Here is a 24,840-nt window from a genome sequence, read left to right as displayed (position 1 = left end):
CCAATTGGACCCCTGCCGCATACCCCGACCGGCCCGTACGGCATCCTTGTGACAGATCACACTGTTTGGACCGCCCGGCAAAATGGGCACCACGGTCCCCTGGTACGTGGGGAACAAGATCCCCTGAGCAGGTCGACAAGGGAGAGAACTCGTGGACGACGTTCTGCGGCGGAACCCGCTCTTCGCGGCGCTCGATGAGGAGCAGGCCGCGGAGCTTCGCGCCTCCATGAGCGAGGTGACTCTGGCACGGGGTGATTCCCTGTTCCACGAGGGCGACCCCGGAGACCGCCTGTACGTGGTCACCGAGGGCAAGGTCAAGCTGCACCGCACCTCCCCCGACGGCCGCGAGAACATGCTCGCCGTGGTCGGTCCCGGTGAGCTGATCGGTGAGCTGTCCCTGTTCGACCCGGGTCCCCGCACCGCGACGGCCACGGCGCTGACCGAGGTCAAGCTGCTCGCCCTCGGCCACGGCGACCTGACGCCCTGGCTGAGCACCCGTCCCGAGGTCGCCACCGCGCTGCTGCGGGCCGTCGCGCGCCGGCTGCGCAAGACCAACGACGCCATGTCGGACCTGGTCTTCTCCGATGTCCCCGGCCGTGTCGCCCGCGCGCTGCTGGACCTCTCCCGCCGCTTCGGCGTGCAGTCCGAGGAAGGCATCCACGTGGTGCACGACCTCACCCAGGAGGAGCTGGCCCAGTTGGTCGGCGCGTCCCGCGAGACGGTCAACAAGGCCCTGGCGGACTTCGCCCAGCGCGGGTGGCTCCGTCTGGAGGCCCGTGCGGTGATCCTCCTGGACGTCGAGCGCCTCGCGAAGCGCTCCCGCTGACACCCGGGCACGGCCCGTCCGCCGGAGCCCCGTTCCCCGTGGGGAGCGGGGCTCCGGCGTGTCCGTGTGCGCCCGCGTGATGCGGTGTGCCGGGCCCCGGAAAAGAACCTGCCCCGGACGGCTCCCGCGCGGCACAGTGGGCCGTATGGCCGAAACCGTGCACCGCCCCGGACTGGACGCGCAGGGGTACATCAGGCGTGAGGGCTCCCTCGCGCGGGTGCCGCCCGCGTTCCGGCCCGTCGTCCACGCCGCGCGGGAGCGGCTGACCGACGCTTTCGGGACACGGCTGAACGGCGCGTACCTCTACGGGTCCGTACCGCGCGGCACCGCGCACGCGGGCCGCAGCGACCTCGATCTGCTGGTCGCCCTGCACGGTGACCCGACCTCCCGCGACCGGGACGTCACGCGCGCGCTGGAGGAATGGCTGGACAGGGAGTTCCCCCAGATCGACGGCGTCGGCACCCTGCTCCACTCCCGGGAGCGGCTGCTGAGCGAACCGGAGAGGCACGACCTGGGGTGGTTCGTCTCCTGCCTGTGCACTCCGTTGTCCGGTGAGGACCTCGCCGGGCTGCTGCCGCGCTACCGGCCCGACGGGCTGCTGGCCCGCGAGACCAACGGCGATCTGGCGCTGCTGCTCCCCCGGGGGCGGGAGCGGATCACCGGGGCCGACGACACGGAGGAGGCACGGCGGCCTCTGGTGCGCTTCATGTCGCGTCACCTCGTACGCACCGGTTTCACCCTGGTGATGCCCCGCTGGAACGGCTGGACCAGTGACCTGACGGAGATGGCCGGGGCGTTCGGCATGTACTACCCGGAGCGGGCGGCCCCGATGCGGTCGGCCGCCGCCCTGGGACGCGAGCCGTCCGGCGACCCCGCGGTCCTCGCCTCGTACGTCGGCGAACTGGGCCCATGGCTGTCCGGGGAGTACACGCGGGTGCACGGCGTGAAGGCCCCCCGGGCGCAGTGACTCCGGCGGGACCCGGACCGGCCACGTCGCGCGGGCCGGCACCGCACGGGCCGGCACCGCACGGGCCGGAGCGACCCCGGACCCGACTCACCTCGGACCGGTTTCCGAACGGGCCGGATCCGAACCGATCCGATCCGATCCGAACCGAACCCGAACCCGAACCCGAGACCGGACCGCGGCCGCGGCGCGCGGCGCGCGGCGCGCGGCCCGGCATCGCACGCGCGCGCGCCTAGATGATGCCGTGCTCCCGCAGGTACTCGAGCTGAGCGCGTACCGACATCTCCGCGGCCGGCCAGAGCGAGCGGTCGACGTCGGCGTAGACGTGGGCGACGACCTCGGACGGGCTGCGGTGACCGTCCTCGACGGCCGTCTCGACCTGTGCGAGGCGGTGGGCTCGATGGGCCAGGTAGTACTCGACGGCGCCCTGGGCGTCCTCCAGAACGGGTCCGTGGCCGGGCAGGACGGTGTGGACGCCGTCGTCGACGGTGAGCGACCTGAGCCGGCGCAGTGTGTCCAGGTAGTCGCCGAGGCGGCCGTCGGGGTGGGCCACGACGGTCGTACCGCGGCCCAGGACGGTGTCGCCCGTGAGGACCGCCCGGTCCGCCGGGAGGTGGAAGCACAGCGAGTCGGCGGTGTGGCCGGGGGTCGGTACCACCCTCAGCTCCAGGCCGCCGACGGTGATGACGTCCCCGCCGGCCAGCCCTTCGTCGCCCAGCCGCAGCACCGGGTCCAGTGCCCGCACCTTCGTGCCGGTCAGCTCGGCGAAGCGGCCCGCGCCCTCGGCGTGGTCGGGATGACCGTGCGTCAGCAGGGTGAGGGCGACGCGCTTCCCGGCGCGCTCGGCCGTGCCGACGACGTGCCGCAGGTGTCCGTCGTCCAGCGGGCCGGGGTCGACCACGACCGCCAGGCCGGAGTCCGGCTCGGACAGGATCCACGTGTTGGTGCCGTCGAGGGTCATCGCCGACGGGTTGGGGGCGAGCACGTTGACGGCCCGCGCGGTGGCGGGCCCCGGGAGGACACCGCCCCTCGGCTGTCCGGGCAGGGCGCTTGCGTCCGTCATGCGGGGGCTCCCCCGGTCGGGATGTGCTTCGTGAACTCGTCGTGCCCCGGCCAGGAGAGCACGATCTCGCCGTCTTCCAGGCGCGCGGTGGCCAGTACCGGCGTGAGATCCCGCGCGGGAGCCGCCTCGAGCGCCTCCTCGGCCGTGGCGTAGGCGGTGAGCTGGCGCAGCGTGGCGATGGTCGGGGGCATCATCATCAACTCGCCCCGGTCGTAGCCGGCCGCCGCCTCGCGCGGGGCGGTCCACACCGTACGGTCGGCCTCCGTGGAGGCGTTGCGGGTGCGCTGGCCCTCGGGAAGCTTGGCGACGAAGAACCAAGTGTCGTAGCGGCGGGCCTCGAATTCTGGGGTGATCCAGCGGGTCCAGGCACCGAGCAGATCGGAGCGCAGCACCAGGCCGCGGCGGTCGAGGAAGTCCGCGAAGGACATCTCCCGCGCGACGAGGGCGGAACGGTCCGCCTCCCAGTCCTCGCCCGTCGTGTCACCGACCACGGAGTCGGCGGTGGGCCCGGCGAGCAGGACCCCGGCCTCCTCGTACGTCTCCCGTACGGCCGCGCAGACGATCGCCTGGGCCCCCGCCTCGTCCACGCCCAGCCGGTTCGCCCACCACGCGCGCGCGGGGCCTGCCCAGCGGACGTGCCGGTCGTCGTCCCGCGGGTCGACACCGCCGCCGGGGTAGGCGTAGGCACCGCCCGCGAACGCCATGGAGGTACGCCGGCGCAGCATGTGCACGGCGGGCCCCTCGCCGGTGTCCTTGAGCAGCATGACGGTGGCCGCCCGTTTCGGCGTGACCGGCGTGAGGCCGCCGCCGGCGAGCGCCCGGATGCGCTCCGGCCACTCCGGCGGGTACCACTGCCCGTCTGCCTGCGCTTTCGCCATGGCCGGAGGCTATCCCGTGACGCCCGGATGTTCGAGTGCTCAGGGGGCCGGCGGGGGCGGCCGGGGCTGCGGTACGGGCATCGGGAGCGCGGGCGGTCACAAGCGGCCCGGCCCGCCCAGCGGCGCGGGCGGGAGACTCCCGGCCACCGACGGGCCTCTCGGCCTCTCGCCCAGCGGCGCCCGCGTCCCGCGAGGCCACTGCCCGCGCGCGCCGGCGCCGCTGCCGATCGGCCTATGCCTGCGTGAGTTCCACCTGGATCTCGACCTCCACCGGCGCGTCCAGCGGCAGTACCGCGACGCCCACCGCGCTGCGGGCGTGGACGCCCTTGTCGCCGAGGACCTCGACCAGCAGTTCGCTCGCGCCGTTGAGGACGCCGGGCTGACCCGTGAAGTCCGTCGCGGAGGCCACGAAGCCCACGACCTTCACCACCCGGGCGACCCGGTCCAGATCCCCGGCGACGGACTTGACCGCGGCGAGGGCGTTCAGCGCGCACGTGCGTGCGAGCTCGTTCGCCTCCTCCGGGGTGACCTCCGCGCCGACCTTGCCGGTCAGCAGGAGTTTGCCGTCCACCATGGGCAGCTGGCCGGCGGTGAAGACGTACTGCCCCGACTGCACGGCGGGCTGGTAGGCGGCCAGCGGAGGCACGACCTCCGGCAGGCTCAGACCCAGCTCGGCCAGCTTCGCCTCGACGGCGCTCACGCCTGCTTCTCCCGCTTCAGGTAGGCCACCAGCTGCTCGGGGTTGTTCGGCCCGGGCACGACCTGGACGAGCTCCCAGCCGTCCTCGCCCCAGGTGTCCAGAATCTGCTTCGTCGCGTGGACAAGCAGTGGCACAGTCGCGTATTCCCACGAACGACGGTACGGTTCCGCCATGACAACTCCAAAGGTGGTAACGGGGATGAACCTTCACGTCGCAGGCTATACGCGGCAGTCATACGGGCGAGTCAACGGCAGTGAGACGTCACCAGCGAGCCAGCGCGCTGCCAACCACGCGCGGTTCGACCTGTTCGCCAAGGAGTCAGCGCACCAGGGGCGCGAGGCTGCGTGGTGTGGCCACTACGAAGACGTAGGCGTCAGTGCCTACAGCGGTACGGAGCGCCCAGACTTCGAACGCCTTTTGCGTGACTGCCGCATGGGGCGCGTGAACGTTATGATCGTTTACAACATCAGTCGCCTGTCTCGACTTGAACCGCGCGACGCTATCCCCATCGTGAACGAACTTCTGTCGCTGGGCGTCACCATCGTGTCCACCACTGAGGGCATGTTCCGTCCGGGCGACACGATGGATCTAATCCACCTAATCTTTCGACTGGACGCAGCGCACCAGGAGTCGAAGAACAAGAGCATTGCGGTACGCGACGCTGCGGCACTGGCGCGGTCACTGGGTGGTTATGTCGGTGGTAAGGCGCCTTACGGGCGACGCTTCCGGCAAGAAATCAGAACTACCGCCGAGGGTAAGCCTGTTGCAGTCCAGTTGCTCGATGTTGAGCCAGCGCAGGCAGACGTCATCCGACGAGTCTGGAAGATGATCCAAGAGGGTGCGGGCAGCGTAACCAGCGGCAAGGAGGTTCCCGGCTCAATCGGCGCCGTATGCCGGAGCCTGAATGCTGAGGCTGTGCCAACCCTGGGCGCCGCGCGTGGTAAGAAATCAGCGAACAGCGCATGGCATCCCAAGACACTGATCACCATACTGCGGCACCCGCATCTGGCTGGCTTCGACTCTGACACTGTCTATAACACCACGGGACGAGCCACTAGCCAGCGCATTCGGCGCGATCCTGATGGTCGTCCGCTGGAAACCTGGGAACCTATCTTGCCACCAGCCGAATGGTTCGCTCTGCAAGAGTGGTTGGACGCGCGCCCCGTACGTACCAACGCGCCCCGCAGCACGGCTCTCCTGTCCAGCCAGGGAATCATGTCATGTGCCTGCGGCTACACCATGAGCGTTAGCAACAGCGAGCGCCCCAGCTATTTTTGTAACCGCCCCCAGGGCAAGCCTCTGCGCGACATGCGCGGGGATCATCTGGGGCGTAGCTACATAAGCCGCAGCGCGCTGGACGACTACGTAGTGCGCAGCATCTTCGGAGTGATCGCAGCCGCTGAGTACGACGACGACAGTCGCGCGGTACTGACCCGTGTTGCGGCGCACTACGCAGAGATTCACGAAACGGCTGAGACAGCGCAGGAGCGGCGCGCAGTGATGCAGGAACGGGCCGACGCTACCCGTGCGCTGACACAGCTTTACGACGACGCAGATCTGTACCGGGGTGACGAAATTGGACGCCAGCGCTGGGCGAACGATGTGCGCACACAACAGGCGCGCGTAACTGCCGCTGACACCAGGCTTGAAACGCTAGGACGTGAAGGCACGCTGACGCTGCCGATCCATGAATGGTGCGCCAGTGACGGCCCTGAGTGGAACGGCGATCCGCTGGGACCCGGTACGTGGTGGGCAAGTGCCTCGCTGGAAGATCGCCGCAGCTTTGTTGCGCTGTTCGTCAAGCGGATCACTGTGCGGAAGGCACTGCCCAGCGAGAAGAGTCGAGGGAATAAGGCAGCGGCAGTCATTGAGCCGCGCGTGACTATCGATTGGGTCTGAACGACTAACGCAGGCAGTTGGCACCAGCACGGCCGGATCTTGGCGGATAGACCGTGCTGGTGTCCCTACAGAGGGAAGACAACATTATGCACGACGATCAGCATGCGCACTGGTTCGGGCGGCAGACAGAAGCGGCCATTGAGTGGCGCCACATAACCCGCCGGCTGGACACGCTGTATGCCGCGCAGTTCGCCGGAGACACCAGCGTTCTGACTGCCCAGCGGATACGGCAGTATGAAGCGCTTCAGATGGCCCTGTGCGGTAGCCCGGAGGCACTGGCGCAGGCTACGCCGTAGGCCCCCGCTACAGCCTCTGTGCGCCCCTCTGAGCGATTCTCCCAGGGATTGCCCGGCGGGGCGCTCTGCTGTCGTCAGAGAGGCATCTACGGCTCTGCCTACTGTGCGCGAGCGCTGGGCTACGCATTGTTATGGCGCATCGCGCCCAACTACACAGCGGAGAGGTCACTAAAAGACTCTGACCAGGGCTTTTATGTAGAAGTGTATTTCTGTACCTAATCCCAGTTTCCTCTAACGTGTATAGGGCTAAACCGGGAACGGGTGCACTACAGCACTACTACATCCCTGTACGCCGTACGCGCTCACCCCTGTGCGGTGACCTGCGGAAACGCCAAACAGGAGATCGGCCCGACAGGTACTAGATAGAGGGCAGCGTTACCGCGTCCTCTGGGTGTGGTGCGCCCTAGGTAACCCCCGTCTGGTCCTGGTGCCCGGCGGGGGTTTCCCTTGGCCTCTCGCCCGAACGACATACAGCTAGAAGGGACCCCTTATGGACGACGTCATGGCACGACTGCGCGAGATTGGCGCCCGACGTATCCGGCTGCGTGCCGAACTCCACACAGCAGAGCGCGAGCTGCGCGAACTTATGCCGGCCGCTCGCGCTGTTGCTTCACAGGAACAGATCCGTGCGCTTACTGGACTGGCTGTGCCAACGATCCGCACGTATACCGCTGGCTGATCGGAGAGGGCGCACCGAATGAACCTCGACACCTATCAGCCTCGCGTATCAGCGCAGTTGGTCACCGACTACTACCCGAACGGCAAGCGCGCTGGCGAGTCACGGACCATCACATGTCCTTACTGTAGGACCCAGCACAGTCACGGGGCCATGCTGGGGCACCGCTCAGCGCATTGCACTGACTATGTGGCTAAGCGGCATCAGGTGGTTGACCCGCGCGACACTCGCCACACTCCCGGCTACGTCCTGTGTGATCCGGCGGAACCGGTCAACTGGCAACTTGAATACGTCTACGGGCAGTTGTTCGTCCTGCGGAGCAAATACCGGCGCCTACGTGCGGAACATCAGCGCATGCAGCCGCTGGGCGCCCGGGAAAAGCGCGTGAAGGAAAACCTAGGAAACGAAATTGCTTGCATCGCTACGGTGCTGCGTAAGGCTGGGGTGGTGCTGTGATGGACCTGGGCAATATCGACGCGCAGTCGCTGCTAGAAGCCATTCAGCGACTACAGGGAGAGTCCAGCGCCGACGCTATCGGCAGCCAGTCTGATGACGACCTAGCCATTCACGCGCTGGAAAACAGGTTCAGCGGGAATCTCGCCTACAGCCGTTCACGTGGCTGGCATACCTTCCCCGCTGATGCCCACCACTGGCATGCAGACGCTGAGGGCGACGACGTCACAGCGACCGTACAGAGCATGCTCCGCGACCTACGGCGCAGCGAGCGGGACCAGCGCAAGGGGAAGTATCTGGGATCGCGCCAGCGGCGGGACAACGTCGTTGACATGCTTAAGGGTCTGCCCGAAGTGCGCTTCGCTGGCGAATGGGACAGCGAACCGTACTTGCTGGCAGCGCCAAACGGCGTAATCGACCTGCGCACGGGTGAGCTACGCGCCGGTGAGCCTGGCCAGCGAATCACGCGCGCTGTAACCGTCGCCTATGACCCTGAGGCAGAGGCTCCGCGATGGGAACGGTTCATCGCTGAAATCTTCGCTCATGACCCCGAACTGCCCGGCTACGTTCAGCGGCTATTGGGCTACGGTATTACGGGCAGCACCAGGGAACAGTGTTTCGCCGTTCTGTTCGGCGCCGGAGCCAATGGCAAATCGACACTGCTAACCACCCTGCGCGAGTTGCTGGGCGACCATGCTGTCACGGTTCCCTGTCACTCGCCTGGCCCTGTGCAAGCACTTCGCCCACCAGCGCGCTCAGGACTGCGCCAGTCTCAAGCGCTGTGCGGTCCGCCATGGCTTCGAGGCTGCCGCCCGGCTGTGCGCTGATGTAAATGCTGTGCCCGCTGTACTGGTCAGTCCCGACGAACCTGGGACGACTAGAGTCCTCCATAGCCGGTATCTCCTTACCGGTTAGGCCCGTTTCGCTGCTCTCTCACCAGTCAGCGGAGCGGGCCGATTTTGTGTGTGCCTACCCTGCCGAGACTACCTCGGTACCTGACTACGTCGATAGCGCGTCGGCTGAATTGCTCGCAGGCTGACTATGTGGAGATTGATCGTTCTCAGCCGCATTGGCCTCAGGTGGCTGCCGAGGTTCGCCGGCGCATAGCTGCTGGCACCTACCGACCTGGGGAGCGTCTGCCTGGCACGGTGACGCTGGCCGCTGAGTTCGACGTGTCGCAGTCGACTGCATCCCGTGCGCTGGCGAGCCTCCGCGCGGATGGTCTGGTCTACGTGGTCAGCGGTCGCGGGTACTTCGCTGCTGAGGCTCCGTCATCGAACGAAAGCACTGGTCAGAGTCACGACTAGCCGTGCCATCGTTCATGGCGTAAGGTTCGCATATTCCCACTTGGTCATGCGGCCGACTCTAGCCGTTGCCGCCTCCGGTTCCGCGCGGCCGGTTCCCCTGACCGCCCCGCACCGCTCACCCGCCCGGCGGCACCCGCGCGCCCGCGCGCCCGCGCGGCCACACGTGCCCACCGCCCCCGGCGACACCCGCGTACGCACCCGCCGGGGGCCGTCGGCGCCCCCACCGCGCGGGGCGCGACGTCCGGGATCCGGCACCCTCGGCCGCCGGGCCGCGCGGCGAGCATTTAGGCTCGAAGGCGTGAGCAGGCTCCAGGTCGTCAGTGGCAAGGGCGGTACCGGCAAGACCACGGTGGCCGCCGCCCTCGCGTTGGCCCTGGCCACGGAGGGGAAGCGGACGCTTCTCGTCGAGGTCGAGGGCCGACAGGGCATCGCACAGGTCTTCGAGACGGAGGCGTTGCCGTACGAGGAGCGGAAGATCGCCGTCGCTCCGGGTGGCGGGGAGGTGTACGCACTCGCCATCGACGCCGAACTGGCCCTTCTGGACTACCTCCAGATGTTCTACAAGCTGGGCAGCGCGGGCCGGGCCCTGAGGAAGCTCGGCGCGATCGACTTCGCGACCACCGTCGCCCCCGGCGTCCGGGACGTCCTGCTGACCGGCAAGGCGTGCGAGGCGGTCCGGCGCAAGGACAAGAGCGGCCGGTTCGTCTACGACTACGTCGTGATGGACGCGCCGCCGACCGGCCGCATCACCCGTTTCCTCAACGTCAACGACGAGGTCGCCGGGCTCGCCAAGATCGGCCCGATACACAATCAGGCGCAGGCGGTCATGCGGGTGCTGAAGTCGCCGGAGACGGCTGTGCACCTCGTGACGCTGCTGGAGGAGATGCCGGTCCAGGAGACCGCGGACGGCATCGCGGAACTGCGCGCGGCGCGGCTGCCGGTGGGCCGCGTCATCGTGAACATGGTGCGGCCGCAGGTACTGGACGCGGCGGCGCTGGAACTCGTGGCGGCGGTCCCTCGTTCCTCTGTGGCGCGGGCACTGTCCTCCGCCGGCCTTGGCGGCGCGCGGCGTGGCGGGCATGCCGAGCGGCTGGTGGATCCGCTGCTCGCGCAGGCGGAGGAGCACGCCGAGCGGTACGCGCTGGAGACGGAGCAGCGCGCCGTGCTGACGGACCTCGAGGTGCCGTTGCACGAGCTTCCGCTGCTCGCGGAGGGCATGGATCTGGCCGGCCTGTACGCGTTGGCGAGGAAGCTGCGCGGACAGGACGTCTCATGACCCGTCACGTCCGCGCGCCCCGGCCGCGCACCCGCTTCCGTCACCCCCGTACCGGCACCGGCACCGCTCCCGCCCGTACCAGCACCAGCACCAGTTTCAGGAGCGCTGGCTCCGTACATACCAGCACCACCCCCGCCCGTACCCGCACCACCCCCGTCACGAGTCGGAAGCACCGGAAGCAGGGGAAGTCATGAGCCGTCGCCCGGAACCGGCGCAGACCCACGACCCGGCCCGTCACCACATCTCCCCCACGCGCACGCTCGACATCGACCCGCTGCTCGAGGACCCGGACACCCGGATCGTGGTGTGCTGTGGCTCGGGCGGCGTCGGCAAGACGACCACCGCGGCCGCGCTGGGGCTGCGCGCGGCCGAGCGGGGACGCAAGGTGGTGGTCCTCACCATCGACCCGGCCCGCCGGCTCGCCCAGTCCATGGGGATCGACTCGCTGGACAACACCCCGCGCCGGGTGAAGGGCATCGACGACTCCGCGGGCGGCGAACTGCACGCGATGATGCTCGACATGAAGCGCACCTTCGACGAGATCGTCGAGGCGCACGCGGACCCCGACCGGGCCTCCGCGATCCTGGGCAACCCCTTCTACAAGTCGCTCTCGGCGGGCTTCGCGGGCACGCAGGAGTACATGGCGATGGAGAAGCTGGGCCAGCTGCGGTCCCGGGACGAGTGGGACCTCATCGTGGTCGACACCCCGCCCTCCCGGTCCGCGCTGGACTTCCTGGACGCGCCGAAGCGGCTCGGGTCCTTCCTCGACGGCAAGCTCATCCGCGTCCTGCTCGCCCCGGCGAAGGCCGGCGGCCGGGCGGGGATGAAGTTCCTGAACGTCGGGATGTCGATGATGACCGGCGCGCTGGGCAAGGTGCTCGGCGGTCAGCTGCTGAAGGACGTACAGACCTTCGTGGCCGCGATGGACTCGATGTTCGGCGGGTTCCGTACGCGCGCGGACGCCACGTACAAGCTGCTTCAGGCACCCGGGACGGCTTTCCTGGTGGTGGCGGCCCCGGAGCGGGACGCGTTGCGCGAGGCCGCGTACTTCGTGGAGCGGCTGGCCGCGGAGGACATGCCGCTCGCCGGTCTGGTGCTCAACCGGGTGCACGGCAGCGGCGCGGACCGGCTGTCGGCCGAGCGGGCGCTGTCGGCTGCGGAAAATCTTGAGGACTCCCGCATTGTGGATCAGGAGGGCGGGAAAGCTGGTCTTCGTAACTCTCCCGACACGTACGGCAGTTCAGAAGCTCCCGCTTCATCCGCGACGACCGGGGCTCCGGCTCAGGACCCCGGATCACCCGCTGAGGACGTCCCCGGGGAAGGCTCCCCCGCCGCCGTGGACGACACCGAGGCGGACGATACCGAGGCAGATGTGGCACCGGAGCGGACCGTCGAAAGGCTCACCGCGGGCCTGCTGAGGCTGCACGCCGAACGGATGCGGCTGCTCTCGCGCGAGCAGCGCACGCGCGACCGCTTCACCGCTCTCCACCCCGAGGTGGCGGTGACCGAGGTGGCCGCGCTGCCCGGCGATGTGCACGACCTCACAGGACTGCGGGACATCGGCGACCGGCTCGCGGCCGACCGGCCGGAGCTGCCCGAAACGCCCTGAAACGTCCGGGCGCACCTCTTACCGGACCCTCGCGCACCCACTGCCGGCGCATACGCGCATGTCGTCCGCCCCTCTCCGGGGTCTGCTCCGCGCGCCCCGCGCTGGAGAACCCGCGCGCCCTCGCTGGGACCTGCGCGCCCCTCGCGCGGGAACCCGGCGGACCAAGGACCCCTGGAGGGCCCTCAGCCGACCGCGGCGTAGCTCTCGTACACCTCGTCGTCGTCGAGGGACACGACACCCGTCCCCCGCTCGTACTCCGAGCGCGCTGTCTCCAGCAGCCTGCGCCAGGAGGTCACGGTCGGCCGCCGGCGCAGCAGCGCGCGGCGCTCACGTTCCGTCATTCCTCCCCATACGCCGAACTCGACGCGGTTGTCCAGCGCGTCCGCCAGGCACTCCGTACGCACCGGGCATCCGGTGCACACCGCCTTGGCCCTGTTCTGCGCTGCTCCTTGAACGAACAGTTCATCCGGATCGGTAGTGCGGCAGGCAGCCTGCGCACTCCAGTCGGTAACCCAGCCCATACCGGCGCCGTCCTCTCCCGAATCGAGGCTCCCCCACGGCGGCAGCGGCATATTCACCGCCGCCAGTTGAGGACGTTACGGAAGGCGGGCACAGCGCAACACCCCCAGCGGGCCCAATCTTGAATGGTCCGAACGGACTATGGGTAAGCGGCAGATCACCCGGGGGAGTGAGGGGGCGACATGCGCGACAAAGGGGGCGTCCAGGGTCAATTCAGTTGAGTCACAACGGGCACCACGTGACACACGAGGTGGATCCGGACACGAGCTCAACACCCTCCGACGGAACTCATATGAAGAAAGTCGAAGAGGTCCGGAACGATTCGGGGTCGCCGGACGTATTGATAGGTGGCCTCACTGCTGTGACAGTTGGGTGCAGCTTAGGCCAAGGCATTTACGCTTGTCCGGCGAATGAGAACGTAGGCTGCTCCCATGCCAAAGAAGCGCTCGGGCGGTGGTCTGTCTCCCACGCAGCAGGCCGCCAAGTTCCTCGGTGTCAGTGTCCTCGCAGGAGCCGTCATGGCCGGCATCGCGCTGCCCGCCGTGGGCGCGCTGGGCCTGGCGGCCAAGGGGTCGGTGGAAAGCTTCGACGAGCTCCCGGCCAATCTCAAGACGCCGCCGCTGAGCCAGCGCACCACCATCCTCGATGCCGACGGCGGCCAGATCGCCACCGTCTACTCGCGCGACCGCACGGTGGTGGAGCTCGAGGACATCTCGCCGTACCTGCAGAAGGCGATCGTCGCGATCGAGGACTCGCGGTTCTACCAGCACGGCGCGGTCGACCTGAAGGGCGTCCTGCGCGCCCTCAACAGCAACGCGCGCAGCGGAGAGGTCTCCGAGGGCGCGTCCACGCTCACCCAGCAGTACGTGAAGAACGTCTTCGTCGAGGAGGCGGGCGACGACCCGACCAAGGTCGCGCAGGCCACCCAGCAGACCATCGGCCGCAAGATCCGCGAACTGAAGTACGCGATCCAGGTCGAGGAGGAACTGGGCAAGAAGAAGATCCTCGAGAACTACCTGAACATCACCTTCTTCGGCCAGCAGGCCTACGGCGTCGAGGCCGCCGCCCGGCGCTACTTCTCCAAGCCCGCCAAGGATCTCAACCTCCAGGAGTCCGCCCTCCTCGCCGGGCTCGTCCAGTCACCGAGCCGCTACGACCCGGTCAACGACGAGACGGAGGCGAAGAAGCGGCGCAACATCGTCCTGCAGCGGATGGCCGAGGTCGGCGACGTCTCCCAGGAGCAGGCCGACAAGGCGGCACAGAGCCCGCTGGGCCTGGACATCAGCAAGCCGAAGAGCGGCTGCATCACGGCGTCCAAGGGCGCGGGCTTCTTCTGCAAGTACGTGATGGAGGTCTTCCTCGGCGACCCGGTCTTCGGCAAGACCCGGGAGGACCGGGCGAAGATCTGGAACCAGGGCGGCCTGACCATCCGTACGACGCTCGACCCGCAGGCGCAGAAGTCGGTGCAGAAGTCGCTCAAGGACCACGTCTACCAGTCCGACAAGGTCGCCGCCGCGAGCACGCTGGTCGAGCCCGGCACCGGCAAGGTCGTCGCGATGGGCCAGTCGAAGCCGTACGGCTACGGCAAGAACGAGACGGAGATCAACTTCTCGGTCGACAAGGCCTGGGGCGGCTCGAACTTCGGCTTCCCGACGGGTTCGACGTTCAAGCCGTTCGTGGCGGCCGCGGCCCTGGAAGAGGGCAAGCCCCCGACCCAGAGCTACTCCGCCCCGTACGAGATGCCGTACCCCGACACCGTGCGCGGCTGCGACAAGCCCTGGGTGAACGACGGCGGCTACAAGCTCGAGAACGAGAACGAGGCCGAAGTGGGCCCGTACCCGCTCAAGGAAGCGATGGCCCTGTCGGTCAACACCTACTTCGTGCAGATGATCGAGGACATCGGCATGTGCCCGGTGGTGACCCTCCTCGACAAGCTCGACGTGGTCCAGGGCAACGGGGACAAGGTCCCCGAGGTCCCCTCCTCCATGACCCTCGGTTCCACCGGTCTCTCCCCCCTGACGATGGCGAGCGCGTACGCCGCCTTCGCCTCCCGAGGCATGTACTGCACCCCGGTCGCCATCGAGTCGATCACCCAGAAGGTCGGTGACAAGCGGGAGTCGCTCGAGGTACCGAAGTCGACGTGCTCCCGCGCGATGAGCGAGAACACCGCGGACACGGTGAACACCCTGCTGCAGGGTGTGATCGACTCCGGTACCGGCCAGGCGGCCGGCCTCAGCGACCGCGCCAACGCGGGCAAGACGGGTACGACGGACGAGCGCAGGAACGCCTGGTTCGCCGGGTACACGCCGAACATGTCGGGCGCCGTCTGGGTGGGCAGCGCCTCGCAGGAGGTCGAGATGAGGGACATCACGATCGGCGGCCGGTACCACCCCCTGGTGTTCGGTGGCGCGGTTCCCGGTCCGATCTGGAAGGACGCCATGACCGGCGCCCTGTCGGGCAAGGAGTCCCCGTCCTTCAACCTCGTGGACATCCCGGAGCCCGAGGACCCCGACGACAAGGACCGCGACCGTGGCCGCGGCGACGGTGACCGCGACGACGACGGCAACAACGGCGACGGCGGTCTCATCGGCGGCCTGCTCGGCGGAGGCGAGAACGGCGGGGGCGGCCCGGGTGGAGCCGAGCCGGACCCGACCTTCTCCATCCCGGAGGGATTCATCCGGGGCCCGGGGAACGGGCCCGGAGGACGCGACTGACCGGTCCGGCCCAGCAGCACGCCCCACTACGCCGAACGGCTCCTCCCCCGCATATGCGGGGGAGGAGCCGTTCGTTCACCGCGGTGACGGGAGGTCTGACCTCAGGGCATACCTCAGGCCCGACCGCGGACGAGACCTTCGAGATCCCGGGGTATCGGGGTGTCGGGGTGTCGGGGTGTCGGGGTGTCGGGCGAGGCAACCGGGTTCAGCCGGCCAGCAGCTTCTTCACCGCGGCCGCCACCCGGCCGCCCTCCGCCTGCCCGGCCACCTTCGGGTTCACGATCTTCATCACGGCGCCCATGGCCCGCGGACCTTCCGCGCCCGCCGCCCTGGCCTCCGCCACCGCCTGGGCGACGATCGAGTTCAGCTCCTCGTCGGACAGCTGCTGCGGCAGGTACGCGGCCAGCACCTCGCCCTCCGCCTCCTCCCGCTCCGCCTGCTCGGGGCGCCCACCCTGCGCGAAGGCCTCCGCCGCCTCACGGCGCTTCTTCGCCTCCCGGGTGATCACCTTCTGCACCTCGTCGTCGGAGAGCTCGCGCTTCTCCTTGCCCGCGACCTCCTCCTTGGTGATCGCGGCGAGCGTCAGACGGAGCGTGGAGGAACGGAGCTCGTCGCGCTCCTTGATCGCGGCGTTGAGGTCGCCGTGCAGCTTGGACTTGAGCGTGGTCATGACGTGATTGTCGCAGGTGCGGGACGGGTGACGCCTGCTCATTTAAGGTCCCCCGACACCAGGGGTGTTCGCGGGGACGATCCGCGGTCTGACACGATGGAACCATGCGCGCGCGATACGGAATCCCCCTCGGAATCACGGCGGCCGGCGCCGCCGGACTGCTGTACGCGGCGGGCTTCGAGGCCCGCTCCTTCCGCCTCCGGCGGGTGACCGTCCCCGTCCTGCCCTCCGGGATGCGCCCGCTGCGCGTACTCCAGGTCTCCGACATCCACATGGTCGGCGGGCAGCGCAAGAAGCAGCGCTGGCTGCGCTCCCTCGCGGGTCTGCGCCCCGACTTCGTGATCAACACGGGCGACAACCTGTCCGACCCCGAAGCCGTCCCCGAGGTCCTCGACGCGCTGGGCCCCCTGATGGAGTTCCCGGGCGCGTACGTCTTCGGCTCCAACGACTACTACGGCCCCACACCGCGCAACCCCGGCCGCTACCTGGTCGAGAAGCTCCACGGCCGCCACGGCCTGAACGGGAACCCGCCGGTGGTCGGCGCGGTCCACAACCCGTGGGAGGACCTGCGGGACGGATTCGACTCCGCGGGCTGGCTGAACCTGACGAACACCAGGGGCACCCTGAAGACCGAGGGCGCCTCGATCGAGCTGACCGGCCTGGACGACCCGCACATCAAGCGCGACCGCTACCCGGAGGTGGCGGGCGGCCCTTCGTCCGCCGCGGACTTCTCCATGGGCGTCGTGCACGCCCCCTACCTGCGCGCCCTGGACTCCTTCAGCGCCGACGGCTACCCCCTGATCCTGGCCGGCCACACCCACGGCGGCCAGCTCTGCATCCCCTTCTACGGCGCCCTGGTCACCAACTGCGACCTGGACACGGACCGCGTGAAGGGCCTCTCCACCCACACGGCGGAGGGCCGCACCTCCTACCTGCACGTCTCGGCGGGCTGCGGCACCAGCCGCTACACCCCGGTCCGCTTCGCCTGCCCCCCGGAGGCGACACTGCTCACCCTCGTCGACCGCGACCAGGGCGGCGCCGCCCGCTGACCCGTCCGGCCCACCCACATCGCCGCACGCCAGCCCTCGCCGCACGCTGGGGTGCATGACCGCCCCGATACCCAGGGACATCCCGGACCTCCCCGCCCTCCCGCGTACGAGTACCCGGCTGCTGCCCTCCGCCGTCCCCGCCCGAGCCGTCGTACCGCTGGTACGGCGTCCGGTGGCGGCGGCGTACCGCCTGATACTGGCGCTGACGGCCACAGGCGCGGTGCTGGTCGAGATCCTCCTCGGCAGCCCGGCCCTGGTCCTCAGCTACTTCGCGATCCAGAGCGCGGCCGTGCTGGCCGTGGTCATGCTCGCCTCGGCCCGCCGCGCGTGGTGCGCCCGCCACCCCCTGCCGGGCGCCGTCACCGGAGCCGCCCTTCTCTACATCGTCATGGCGGCCCTCGTCCACCACCTGCTCCTCGCGGACGCCACCCCCCGCTTCTCGATGACGACCACGCCCGCAGGGCCCTCCTGGCCGGCCCTCCTCGCCGCCCACACCCTGCACACGGTGCTTCCCATCGCCGCACTGCTGGACTGGCTGCTCCTCTCCCCGCCGGCCCGCATGCACCTGCGCCGGGCCCCGACCTGGCTCCTCTACCCCCTGGCCTACCTGGCCTTCACCCTCGCCCGCGGCGAACTCCTCCCCGGCTCACCGTCCCGCTACCTCTATCCCTTCCTCGACGTCGCCCGCCACGGCTACCGCAGCGTCCTTGCGAACGCCCTCCTCGTCGGCCTCTCCTTCTACGCCCTGGCCGTCCTCCTGGTGGCCCTGGACCACGCCCGCCCGAACCCGGTCCGCCGCCCCTCAAAAACCGGATTTCGTCTCTAGCCACCCGTGGGCTAAAGTGAACGTCGTCGCCGCGACAGCAGCGACAATCGGGGTGTAGCGCAGCTTGGCAGCGCGCTTCGTTCGGGACGAAGAGGTCGTGGGTTCAAATCCCGCCACCCCGACAGTGAAGTACCAGGTCAGGGGCCTGATCCGCAGAGCGGGTCGGGCCCCTGAGTGGTTCCTGGAGATCGCTTGGGAGAAATCTGGGGGAAGATCTTGGTCGGCTTCTCCCAGGAGCAGTCTCCAGTGCCGCAGGAACAGCGGCGCCCGCGCGCCCCATGACCTGCGCATTCGCGAATCCCGGGCTCGTAGCTGACCAGTAATACCGTGCGGGCCGCCCCAACGGTCGTGAGGAACACCGCATATGGCAGGTCATCGCTCAGCCCCTTCTCACGACCGGGCCCGTGCGCTCGCCCAGCGGGTACGTGCGTTAAGGGAAGACCGTGGGTGGACGCGGGAACGGCTGGCGAAGGAGGCAGGCATCGCCGTCGGGACGCTGGGCCGCCTGGAGAGCGAGGGACATGCGTAGATCGCTGATCAACGAGGCGCGACTACGATCGCCGGTCATGGACTGGCTGGAGCGCACCGCGAAACTGAGGCAGTGGACCAGAAGCGGAACCCGCGCTCCGCACAAGCCGTTGCTGTTGCTGTACGCCCTCGGTCGGTTCCAGCAGGATGCCGCTGGCGAACTGCGGTACAGCGCGGTGGAGGAGGATCTGCAGCGGCTGCTGACCGAGTACGGTCCGCCGAACAGGACGACTCCGGCCTACCCGTTCCACCACCTGGTGAGCGACGGCGTGTGGGAGGTGCGCACCGATCGCGGACCGGGCAGCCCCGGCAGCGGGGTGCGGGAGTTGCGGGCCGCGGAGGCCGCTGGGCGGCTGGCGCCGGAGCTGCGGGCGGCGCTGCGGCGTGAGCCGGAGCTACTCGGCCGGATGGCACGAGTCCTGCTCGACCTGCACTTCCCGCCTTCGCTCCACGCCGACCTGTGCGAATCTGTCGGCCTGGAGCTGGAGCCGGCGGAGACCGGACAGCTCTCGGCCGCCGTGCGGAGGCGGCGGGATCCCCGGATGCGGGAGCGGGTCCTGACGGCCTACGAGTACCGGTGCGCCTTCTGCGGCTACGACGGCAGGATCGGCGCGGTGCCGGTCGGGCTGGAGGCCGCACACGTGCGCTGGTGGGCGTTCGACGGCCCCGACGACGTCGACAACGGACTGTGCCTGTGCTCCCTTCACCACAAGCTCTTCGACAAGGGCGTCCTCGGTGTCGGCGAGAGCCACCGCATCCTGGTCTCCCAGCGCTTCGTCGGCCACAGCCCCGCCGCCCGCGAACACGTCATCGCGCTCGCCGACCGACCACTCGTCGGACCTCAGCCCGGCGCCCACCCCGTCGCCGCGATCCACCGTTCCTGGCACACCAGCCAGGTCTTCCACGGCAGCCCGCGTCCCGCCACGGCCACCTGACCGTCGAATCGTCGACCGCGCCCCAATGGTAAGGAGTGCGATACCAAGAGTATGGTCTCTTATATGGCGACGAAGAAGGTAACCGTGACGATCCCCGAGGATCTCCTGGACGAGATCCGCGCGGACGCGGCCGAGCGGGGCCTGTCGGCGTACGTCGCCGAGGCGCTGCGCTTCAAGCGCGACCGGGACCGGCTCCTGGAACTGGTCGACTGGCTGCAGGAAGAACACGGCCCCGTGACTGAGGACGAGCGTGTGGCAGCCCTCGACGAGCTGGAGGATCTCGACGCCGAACACGAGCGGCGCCGCGCCTCCGGACAACACAACGCCGGAGAGGCTGCGTGAAGAAGCGAGTTGGTGAGCACGGGCAGAGGCCGCTCCGTGTCTTCGTCCTGGACTGTGAAGCCCTCTCCCTGGCCGTGCGCGGTGATCGGACGATGATCGCCTGGCTCGACCTCGCGGCGCGAGGGGAGGCCGAAGTGGTGACGTCGCCAATGACCCTGGTCGAGGCGTACGACGGCAGAACGACCGAACAGCGCTGGGACTGGGTACTGTCCCGGCTCCAGGTCGCCGACATCGGGAAGGACGAGGCCCGCCAGGCCCGCCGTCTCCTGGCCGACGCCAAGTTGCACGGCCACAAGTACGCGATCGACGCCGTGCTCGCCGTGATCGCGCGACAGCAGAAGGGACAAGTCACCATCTTCACCTCGGACGTCGACGACCTGGAGAAGCTGGTCCCGGACACCATCGTCGTCAAGAAGGTGTGACCCTACCCGCGCCCCTCAAGGGCCCGCAGCTGGGATGGCACCAGCCCGGGAGTGGGACATCCCGCACGGCTTCAAGCCCCGGATCCTGGCCAGGACAGACGCGTCAATCGCCCTACCTGACCGGGCTCTCAAAGGCCGTTGTCTTTCCGAGCATGATGACTGCGTTTTTGCTGGTCAGGCATATCCGGTTCTCGTGCGGCAGTGAGGGCATGTCTTGTTGTCTCCTCGGGAGGTGCCGGGTGCCGTCGGTGATGGGGTTGCTGGAGGAGCGGGAGCGTGCGGCCCGACAGCGGGTGGAGGTTCCGCAGGCTGCAGGTCCCGGGCCGCGTCCCGGTCGGTCACCGACGCGGCCGTGACCGTCACGGCCAACAGCAGTCCGAGCGTGTCCACCACGATGTCCGGTCCACTTCGGCCGATGACGAACTCGATCCGGCACAGCGGGTGTTGTCCCGCCTCAGCCTGCGCTCCAGCGAGATGACTGCTCGCGTCGCCGCGCTCGTACGCGACGCCGGGTTCGCCCGCCGACCTGCCCGGCCGGGCGGCCGTCCGGCTCGCAGAAATCGGTGTCTCCTGCATTGCCTACGCCGTGGAAAAACTGCAGCCGGCCCTGTGCTTCGGCGGGGCGTTCCGGCGGAGGAGAGGTGTTCAGGCAGGTATCCTTCTGCGTTCTCCTCGCCGTATCACCAGTTCACCTGTCGCACGATGTATTCGACGATGGGCACGAACGTACCGAGGATGCAGGAGGCTCTGATGCCGGAGCAGGACTATCCGTTCGGTCGGCCGGTACCGCCGAAGAAGACCGATTCCAGGCCGCAGGAGACGGACGACAACGGAAAGGTCCGCCTCAATCCGCTGTGGACGCCACTCGAGGATATCCCGAGTGCTTTCATCACGGAGGGACGGGAAGGGGCCGTCTGGCATTACTCGGTTGTTGAGGCCGAACGTGAGGTGGCCGGCGAGAAGAGGAAAGAGCCTGTCGTCATGCTGGGCAGTGAGGAAATCCTCACTGTTCTTCCTGAGGCACAGCGGGACAGGCTGCTGACTGGCATGCAGGAAGCGGCACGGCGAAGGGCGAAGGAAAATCCCGAGGAGCGTATGACGGAGCCTACGGAAGCGGATCTCCATCAGGCGATCAATAAGCTGGGGCACCCAACGATCGCGGCGGGATTCACCGAGGGCGGTGAAACCCGGCTGCGGGACGCCATGATGAGTGGTGAGTTGCACGCTTTTCCGTCGAAAAATCTGGTCGTCCTGAATGACAAGTCGGGCCGCTATATGAGCGTGAAGGCCCGGGGAGAGGTGGCTCCCCAGGATGTCGCGACTTGGGGGGAGAACGTGCGCAAACTGTTCAGCAGCCACCTACTGGGAGTCACGGTGCAGTTCCAGCAGATAAAGACGTTGCGCCCGCCCGAGAACCGTGCCCTCGCGCAGAGCGCCAACGCCCTTCTGCCGCCTTCCGGCCCGCGTGCGGCAACCGAAGCCCCCCGGGCCGACATGAACCCTTCCGCCCATCCCGGCCGGTCGAAAGCGCCCGCACCGGGCAAGCAGGCCCGGCGCGGGCGCTGAATCGCTCCGGTTACGCGACTCAGGATCGCGTCGGACGTGCTATCAAAATGCGGCCTCATCACCATCCCCGATTCTGCGGATTTCCTCAGCTTCGTCCAAGTCAACCCCCTGGTCCCGGGATCGATGAAATGCCGACGGTTTCGGGCCCGATTCAGACGTGCTCGACAGCGCTGGCCACGGCGGTGCGGGCCCTCGGTGGAGCAGAGCCGGCGCGGCTATTACGACTCAGCTCCTCATCGTGCCGGTCCCCTTCTTCGTCGCGTTTCCCCGGCATTTGTCCGGCATTTGTCCGGTTACTGCGGTCGGCCCGGGGGTCGGATCCCCCTGACCTCCGCCCTTGGCTGGTACTGGCGGGCCGGTTTTCGTTGGCGCGTCCACCGATTGGGTTGTCGACGGGACTCATCTGCTGGGGGGATTCAGAGAATCCCTGCCCAAGGACACCGTGCGTGGTCGCGAGGCTCAGCCGATCGCGTAGTGAGGGGTCGTTGTCGCTGCCTCTGCGACGAAGGTCCGAAAGCGCCGGAGGTTGTTGGCCGCCGTGCTCGGAATGGGATCGGGTGTTAACGGCCTGCTCGTTCTCCTGCGAAGCAGCAGGGTATGGGTCGGCCGTATGATAGGAGGGCGGACGGTTGTCATCGCCATCTTGCTGGTAGGCCGGCAGGGTATCTGTGGAGTTGCGCTCCTCCGCAGGGACCTGGACGTAGGCGCGGTAATCGTGGTTCGGTGGTGCAAAAGTGTTTCCGGCGCTCTGCGCCTGGGATGTGCCGTCCGGCATGTGGCGCCCTTCCCGTAAGTACTCTGAGGCACTGGTGCTCCCTACCCAACGCGTGATCACGGTGTTGTGGTTCAAGAAGGGTTCTCCTGTTCCGGCGGGTAGGGAGATCGAGCGGGTTCCCCGCAGGCGACCCAGTCGTCTGCGTCCGGTGATGCACATCCCGGCAGGGGCTTGCGGCTCAAGCGGGTTGAGGTAGGACCGTGGTGGCATGAACGATGATGAGCTGTACCCCATCGGGGACGCCGCGCGCCGTAGTGGGCTGAGTGTGAGTGCTGTCCGGTTCTATGGCGACAGTGGGCTTGTCGAGCCCACGGGGCTGAACGGGGCGGGGCACCGGATGTACGCCATCGATGCCATCGCCCGGCTGGAACTCGTGTGCACGCTGCGCGAGTTGGGCGCCGATCTGGAGGAGATCCGTCGCTTCCTCGACGGGGGTACGACCCTGCACGAGCTGCTTGCCACGCACCTGGGGATCGTCGAGCGTCAGGAGCGCACCCTGCGGGGGCGGCGGGCGGTTCTCAGGACCCTGATCAAGCAGGGGGACGCGACCGCACGGGCCGGCCTGATGCACAAGCTCGTCTCGATGACCGACGAGGAGCGTGAAGAGGTCATCGACGCGTTCTGGAACGACGTCGGGGAGGGTCTGGACGTGCCTGAGGGGCTGGTCCGACGGTTGTCGGCGATGCGTCCGGTGCTCCCCGCCGACCCTTCGGCCGCGCAGCTCGAGGCATGGATCGAGCTGGCCGACCTGGTGCGGGACCCGGTGTTCCGTGACGCGGTACGCACCTGGCTCACGGAGACGTACTCCGCGCCGGAGGCCCGGGCGGTGGCGAGCGATCCCTTCCAGGAGTTCATCCACGCGAGCGGGGCACCGCTCATGGAGGAGCTACTTGCAGCGCACCGTGCCGGGGAGTCCCCGCGGTCGCCGTGGGCGCAGCGGGCCGTCACCCGTTTCATGGAAGCGGCCGCCGCGTTGTCCGGCGCCTCCCTCACCCCGGAACTCCGGAACCGGATGGCCGACGGGTACCGGCAGGTGCCCGACATCCTTCAGCAGCTCGCCGAGGAGGACGGAGCTGCGGAGAGCCCCGTCTACGACGACACCCACGGCCGGTATCTGTCCCTGGTGGCGCTGATCAACGGAACCACGGCCGACGAGGACGTCCGCTCCGTCCCTTACGCCTGGATCGCCGACGCCATGCGGGCGCCGGCGTCCCGCTGACGCGTCCGTACGCGGCGCGAGACGGGCCGGCGTGGGAGGGGTGGGAAGCGAGCGTGGGGGCCGGGCTGGTCCTCGTCAGTTCATGCCCCGCTCCTCCAGGGCTGTTCTGAGGCCGCGCAGGGCGTAGTAGACGCGGGACTTCACCGTGCCCTGGGGGACGCCCAGGACCGCGGCCGCCTGCTGAGTGGTGCGGTCGGCCATGTAGGTGGCCTGGAGCGCCTCACGGTGTGCGGGGGTCAGGGTCCCGAGGGCGTCCCGGAGCACGATGGACGACAGCATGCGCTCGATGTCGTCGACCTCGGTCCCCAGTTCGGCGAGCCACGAGGCGCCGCCCACCTCCGCCGGCCGGGCCGCGCGGGAACGATGCCCGTCGATGACCAGGTTGCGGGCGACACGGAACATCCAGGGACGTACGGCCATGCCCTCGTCGTCGACCAGGTTCTGCTTGGCCCAGCAGCGCAGCAGGGTCTCCTGGATGATGTCCTCGGTGCGGTGGGTGTCCCCGCCCAGCATGCGCAGTATGTAGGCGTACAGCGCAGGGCCGTGTTCCAGATAGAGGTCGCGCAGCGCCCGTTCCTCGGGGGAGGCCGCGCTCGCCGATCCGATGACCGTGACGTTCATGGTGTGCTCCAGCTCCTTGGGGGGTGACCGGATCCCGTCCTGTCGGACGGAGGCCGGGGCCTCCGGGGTCTGGAGTGTTACTGGGCACGTTCCACATTCGTTTGACGGTCGTTGTACGCCGCGTGGATCGCGGGGGCGGGGAGGGGGTTCGGTGGTGCGTCCGGTCAGGCGTAGGCCGTCAGTTCCTCCAGTTGTTCGCGGACCCGGGCGGCCAGTTCCGCGTGCTCCGCAGACAGCCGGTCCTGGGTGTCCAGGCCGTCCCACAGGCGCGAGAGCTCGCCTCCGTGGACGACCGCGGCCCGTTCGTCGTCCAGCCGTTGCCATGCGGCCGTCGCCCGCGCCAGCGCCGCGGGCGCCTGGGCGTCCTCGGCCCGGCACATGATCCTGGCGACCGAAAGGGCCAGCACCGTGGCCTCACGGTGGTCACCCCGCAGGTGCGCCACGTACGCCTCCATCGCCCGCGCCTCCAGGGCGTCCGGGTGTTCGGCGCCCAGGGCACCCGTCAGGCTCTCGCGGAGCGCGGTCGCGTGGGCGGACGCCTCGTCGAGCCGTCCGGCGGACACCAACGCGTTGATGCCGGTGATGTGTCCGGCCAGACCGGCCGGACCACTGGGGCGGGGAGCGGGGGGCGGGGTTCCGGCGGTGCGTCGGTCGTCGGCGGAGGCGCCTGTGGTTCCTGCTTGAGGTTGGGGCTGGGGCTGGGGCTG

Annotated in this window: 24 protein-coding genes, 1 tRNA gene and 2 pseudogenes; 19 read left to right on the top strand and 8 right to left on the bottom strand. The window is 68.7% G+C overall.

What is annotated here, in order from left to right:
• Positions 1-151: 151 nt before the first annotated feature.
• On the top strand, positions 152-826 hold the full coding sequence (locus tag HTV45_RS19720; RefSeq protein ID WP_215207135.1) for a Crp/Fnr family transcriptional regulator: 675 nt from the start codon (positions 152-154) through the stop codon (positions 824-826).
• A 145-nt stretch (positions 827-971) separates the two neighbouring features.
• Positions 972-1,793 carry a nucleotidyltransferase domain-containing protein gene (locus tag HTV45_RS19715; RefSeq protein ID WP_215207134.1) on the top strand — a complete coding sequence of 274 codons (822 nt, stop codon included), beginning with the start codon at positions 972-974 and terminating at the stop codon, positions 1,791-1,793.
• Positions 1,794-2,022: 229 nt separating this feature from the next.
• Here the strand turns inward: HTV45_RS19715 and HTV45_RS19710 are convergent, their stop codons facing one another.
• From HTV45_RS19710 to HTV45_RS19695, 4 genes are all read right to left on the bottom strand, one after another.
• Positions 2,023-2,853, bottom strand: coding sequence for an MBL fold metallo-hydrolase (locus HTV45_RS19710; protein ID WP_215207133.1), 831 nt, complete (start codon positions 2,851-2,853; stop codon positions 2,023-2,025).
• Positions 2,850-3,731: an NUDIX hydrolase gene (locus tag HTV45_RS19705; RefSeq protein WP_215207132.1), complete on the bottom strand. Its 882-nt coding sequence runs from the start codon at positions 3,729-3,731 to the stop codon at positions 2,850-2,852. The genes HTV45_RS19710 and HTV45_RS19705 overlap by 4 nt, the downstream gene beginning before the upstream one ends.
• A gap of 232 nt (positions 3,732-3,963) precedes the next feature.
• Entirely contained in the window at positions 3,964-4,431 is a 468-nt protein-coding gene (locus HTV45_RS19700; RefSeq protein WP_215207131.1) for a RidA family protein, read from the bottom strand.
• Positions 4,428-4,604, bottom strand: a complete 177-nt coding sequence (locus HTV45_RS19695; protein ID WP_103543799.1) for a DUF4177 domain-containing protein — start codon at positions 4,602-4,604, stop codon at positions 4,428-4,430. The genes HTV45_RS19700 and HTV45_RS19695 overlap by 4 nt, the downstream gene beginning before the upstream one ends.
• Here HTV45_RS19695 and HTV45_RS19690 point away from each other — a divergent pair.
• The 7 genes from HTV45_RS19690 (at position 4,603) to HTV45_RS19660 (ending at position 11,947) form a co-directional block, all read left to right on the top strand.
• Positions 4,603-6,330, top strand: coding sequence for a recombinase family protein (locus tag HTV45_RS19690; protein ID WP_215207130.1), 1,728 nt, complete (start codon positions 4,603-4,605; stop codon positions 6,328-6,330). The two genes, HTV45_RS19695 and HTV45_RS19690, sit on opposite strands and share 2 nt — an antisense overlap.
• Before the next feature lie 86 nt (positions 6,331-6,416).
• Positions 6,417-6,626: a hypothetical protein gene (locus HTV45_RS19685; protein WP_215207129.1), complete on the top strand. Its 210-nt coding sequence runs from the start codon at positions 6,417-6,419 to the stop codon at positions 6,624-6,626.
• A 697-nt stretch (positions 6,627-7,323) separates the two neighbouring features.
• Positions 7,324-7,758, top strand: coding sequence for a hypothetical protein (locus tag HTV45_RS19680; RefSeq protein ID WP_215207128.1), 435 nt, complete (start codon positions 7,324-7,326; stop codon positions 7,756-7,758).
• Entirely contained in the window at positions 7,758-8,582 is an 825-nt protein-coding gene (locus HTV45_RS19675) for a phage/plasmid primase, P4 family (RefSeq protein ID WP_215207127.1), read from the top strand. The genes HTV45_RS19680 and HTV45_RS19675 overlap by 1 nt, the downstream gene beginning before the upstream one ends.
• Before the next feature lie 138 nt (positions 8,583-8,720).
• Positions 8,721-9,062, top strand: coding sequence for a winged helix-turn-helix domain-containing protein (locus HTV45_RS19670; protein WP_308309712.1), 342 nt, complete (start codon positions 8,721-8,723; stop codon positions 9,060-9,062).
• A 298-nt stretch (positions 9,063-9,360) separates the two neighbouring features.
• Positions 9,361-10,338 carry an ArsA-related P-loop ATPase gene (locus HTV45_RS19665; RefSeq protein WP_215207125.1) on the top strand — a complete coding sequence of 326 codons (978 nt, stop codon included), beginning with the start codon at positions 9,361-9,363 and terminating at the stop codon, positions 10,336-10,338.
• A 190-nt stretch (positions 10,339-10,528) separates the two neighbouring features.
• Positions 10,529-11,947 carry an ArsA family ATPase gene (locus HTV45_RS19660; protein WP_215207124.1) on the top strand — a complete coding sequence of 473 codons (1,419 nt, stop codon included), beginning with the start codon at positions 10,529-10,531 and terminating at the stop codon, positions 11,945-11,947.
• Between the two features lie 182 nt (positions 11,948-12,129).
• Here the strand turns inward: HTV45_RS19660 and wblA are convergent, their stop codons facing one another.
• Complete coding sequence (gene wblA / locus HTV45_RS19655; RefSeq protein WP_215207123.1) at positions 12,130-12,468, bottom strand: transcriptional regulator WblA; 339 nt, start codon at positions 12,466-12,468, stop codon at positions 12,130-12,132.
• A 429-nt stretch (positions 12,469-12,897) separates the two neighbouring features.
• Here wblA and HTV45_RS19650 point away from each other — a divergent pair, with 429 nt between their 5' ends.
• Positions 12,898-15,180: a transglycosylase domain-containing protein gene (locus HTV45_RS19650; RefSeq protein WP_215207122.1), complete on the top strand. Its 2,283-nt coding sequence runs from the start codon at positions 12,898-12,900 to the stop codon at positions 15,178-15,180.
• A 205-nt stretch (positions 15,181-15,385) separates the two neighbouring features.
• Here HTV45_RS19650 and HTV45_RS19645 read toward each other — a convergent pair whose 3' ends face one another.
• Positions 15,386-15,850, bottom strand: coding sequence for a GatB/YqeY domain-containing protein (locus HTV45_RS19645; protein ID WP_215207121.1), 465 nt, complete (start codon positions 15,848-15,850; stop codon positions 15,386-15,388).
• 104 nt (positions 15,851-15,954) lie between these two features.
• On the opposite strand from HTV45_RS19645, the gene HTV45_RS19640 reads away from it, so the two are divergent.
• From HTV45_RS19640 to HTV45_RS19600, 9 genes and pseudogenes are all read left to right on the top strand, one after another.
• On the top strand, positions 15,955-16,899 hold the full coding sequence (locus HTV45_RS19640; protein ID WP_215207120.1) for a metallophosphoesterase: 945 nt from the start codon (positions 15,955-15,957) through the stop codon (positions 16,897-16,899).
• Between the two features lie 55 nt (positions 16,900-16,954).
• Positions 16,955-17,725, top strand: coding sequence for a Pr6Pr family membrane protein (locus tag HTV45_RS19635; protein WP_215207119.1), 771 nt, complete (start codon positions 16,955-16,957; stop codon positions 17,723-17,725).
• 48 nt (positions 17,726-17,773) lie between these two features.
• Positions 17,774-17,847: transfer RNA gene (locus HTV45_RS19630), tRNA-Pro, on the top strand.
• Positions 17,848-18,089: 242 nt separating this feature from the next.
• Positions 18,090-18,245: pseudogene (locus tag HTV45_RS19625) on the top strand (helix-turn-helix transcriptional regulator); the annotation flags it as partial.
• A gap of 46 nt (positions 18,246-18,291) precedes the next feature.
• A complete protein-coding gene (locus HTV45_RS19620; RefSeq protein ID WP_215207193.1) occupies positions 18,292-19,188 on the top strand; it encodes a phosphorothioated DNA-binding restriction endonuclease in 897 nt (298 codons plus the stop codon).
• A gap of 63 nt (positions 19,189-19,251) precedes the next feature.
• Positions 19,252-19,530 (top strand): CopG family transcriptional regulator, encoded by a 279-nt coding sequence (locus HTV45_RS19615; protein ID WP_037676913.1) that lies wholly within the window; start codon positions 19,252-19,254, stop codon positions 19,528-19,530.
• Positions 19,527-19,952 (top strand): PIN domain-containing protein, encoded by a 426-nt coding sequence (locus HTV45_RS19610; protein WP_215207118.1) that lies wholly within the window; start codon positions 19,527-19,529, stop codon positions 19,950-19,952. Before HTV45_RS19615 ends, HTV45_RS19610 begins: the two co-directional genes overlap by 4 nt.
• Positions 19,953-20,702: 750 nt before the next feature.
• Positions 20,703-21,518, top strand: coding sequence for a hypothetical protein (locus tag HTV45_RS19605; protein WP_215207117.1), 816 nt, complete (start codon positions 20,703-20,705; stop codon positions 21,516-21,518).
• A gap of 983 nt (positions 21,519-22,501) precedes the next feature.
• The gene (locus tag HTV45_RS19600; protein ID WP_215207116.1) at positions 22,502-23,512 is read left to right on the top strand and encodes a MerR family transcriptional regulator; all 1,011 of its coding nucleotides are present in this window, start codon (positions 22,502-22,504) and stop codon (positions 23,510-23,512) included.
• Between the two features lie 75 nt (positions 23,513-23,587).
• On the opposite strand, the gene HTV45_RS19595 is transcribed toward HTV45_RS19600, so the two are convergent.
• Positions 23,588-24,133: a sigma-70 family RNA polymerase sigma factor gene (locus HTV45_RS19595; protein WP_215207115.1), complete on the bottom strand. Its 546-nt coding sequence runs from the start codon at positions 24,131-24,133 to the stop codon at positions 23,588-23,590.
• 164 nt (positions 24,134-24,297) lie between these two features.
• Positions 24,298-24,840, bottom strand: a pseudogene (locus HTV45_RS19590) (hypothetical protein); the annotation flags it as partial.

Origin of the sequence: Streptomyces sp. CHD11, assembly GCF_018638295.1 — a bacterium.
GTDB lineage: Bacteria > Actinomycetota > Actinomycetes > Streptomycetales > Streptomycetaceae > Streptomyces.
The sequence above is the reverse complement of the archived record's forward strand: the minus strand, read 5'-3'. Positions and strand labels throughout refer to the sequence as shown.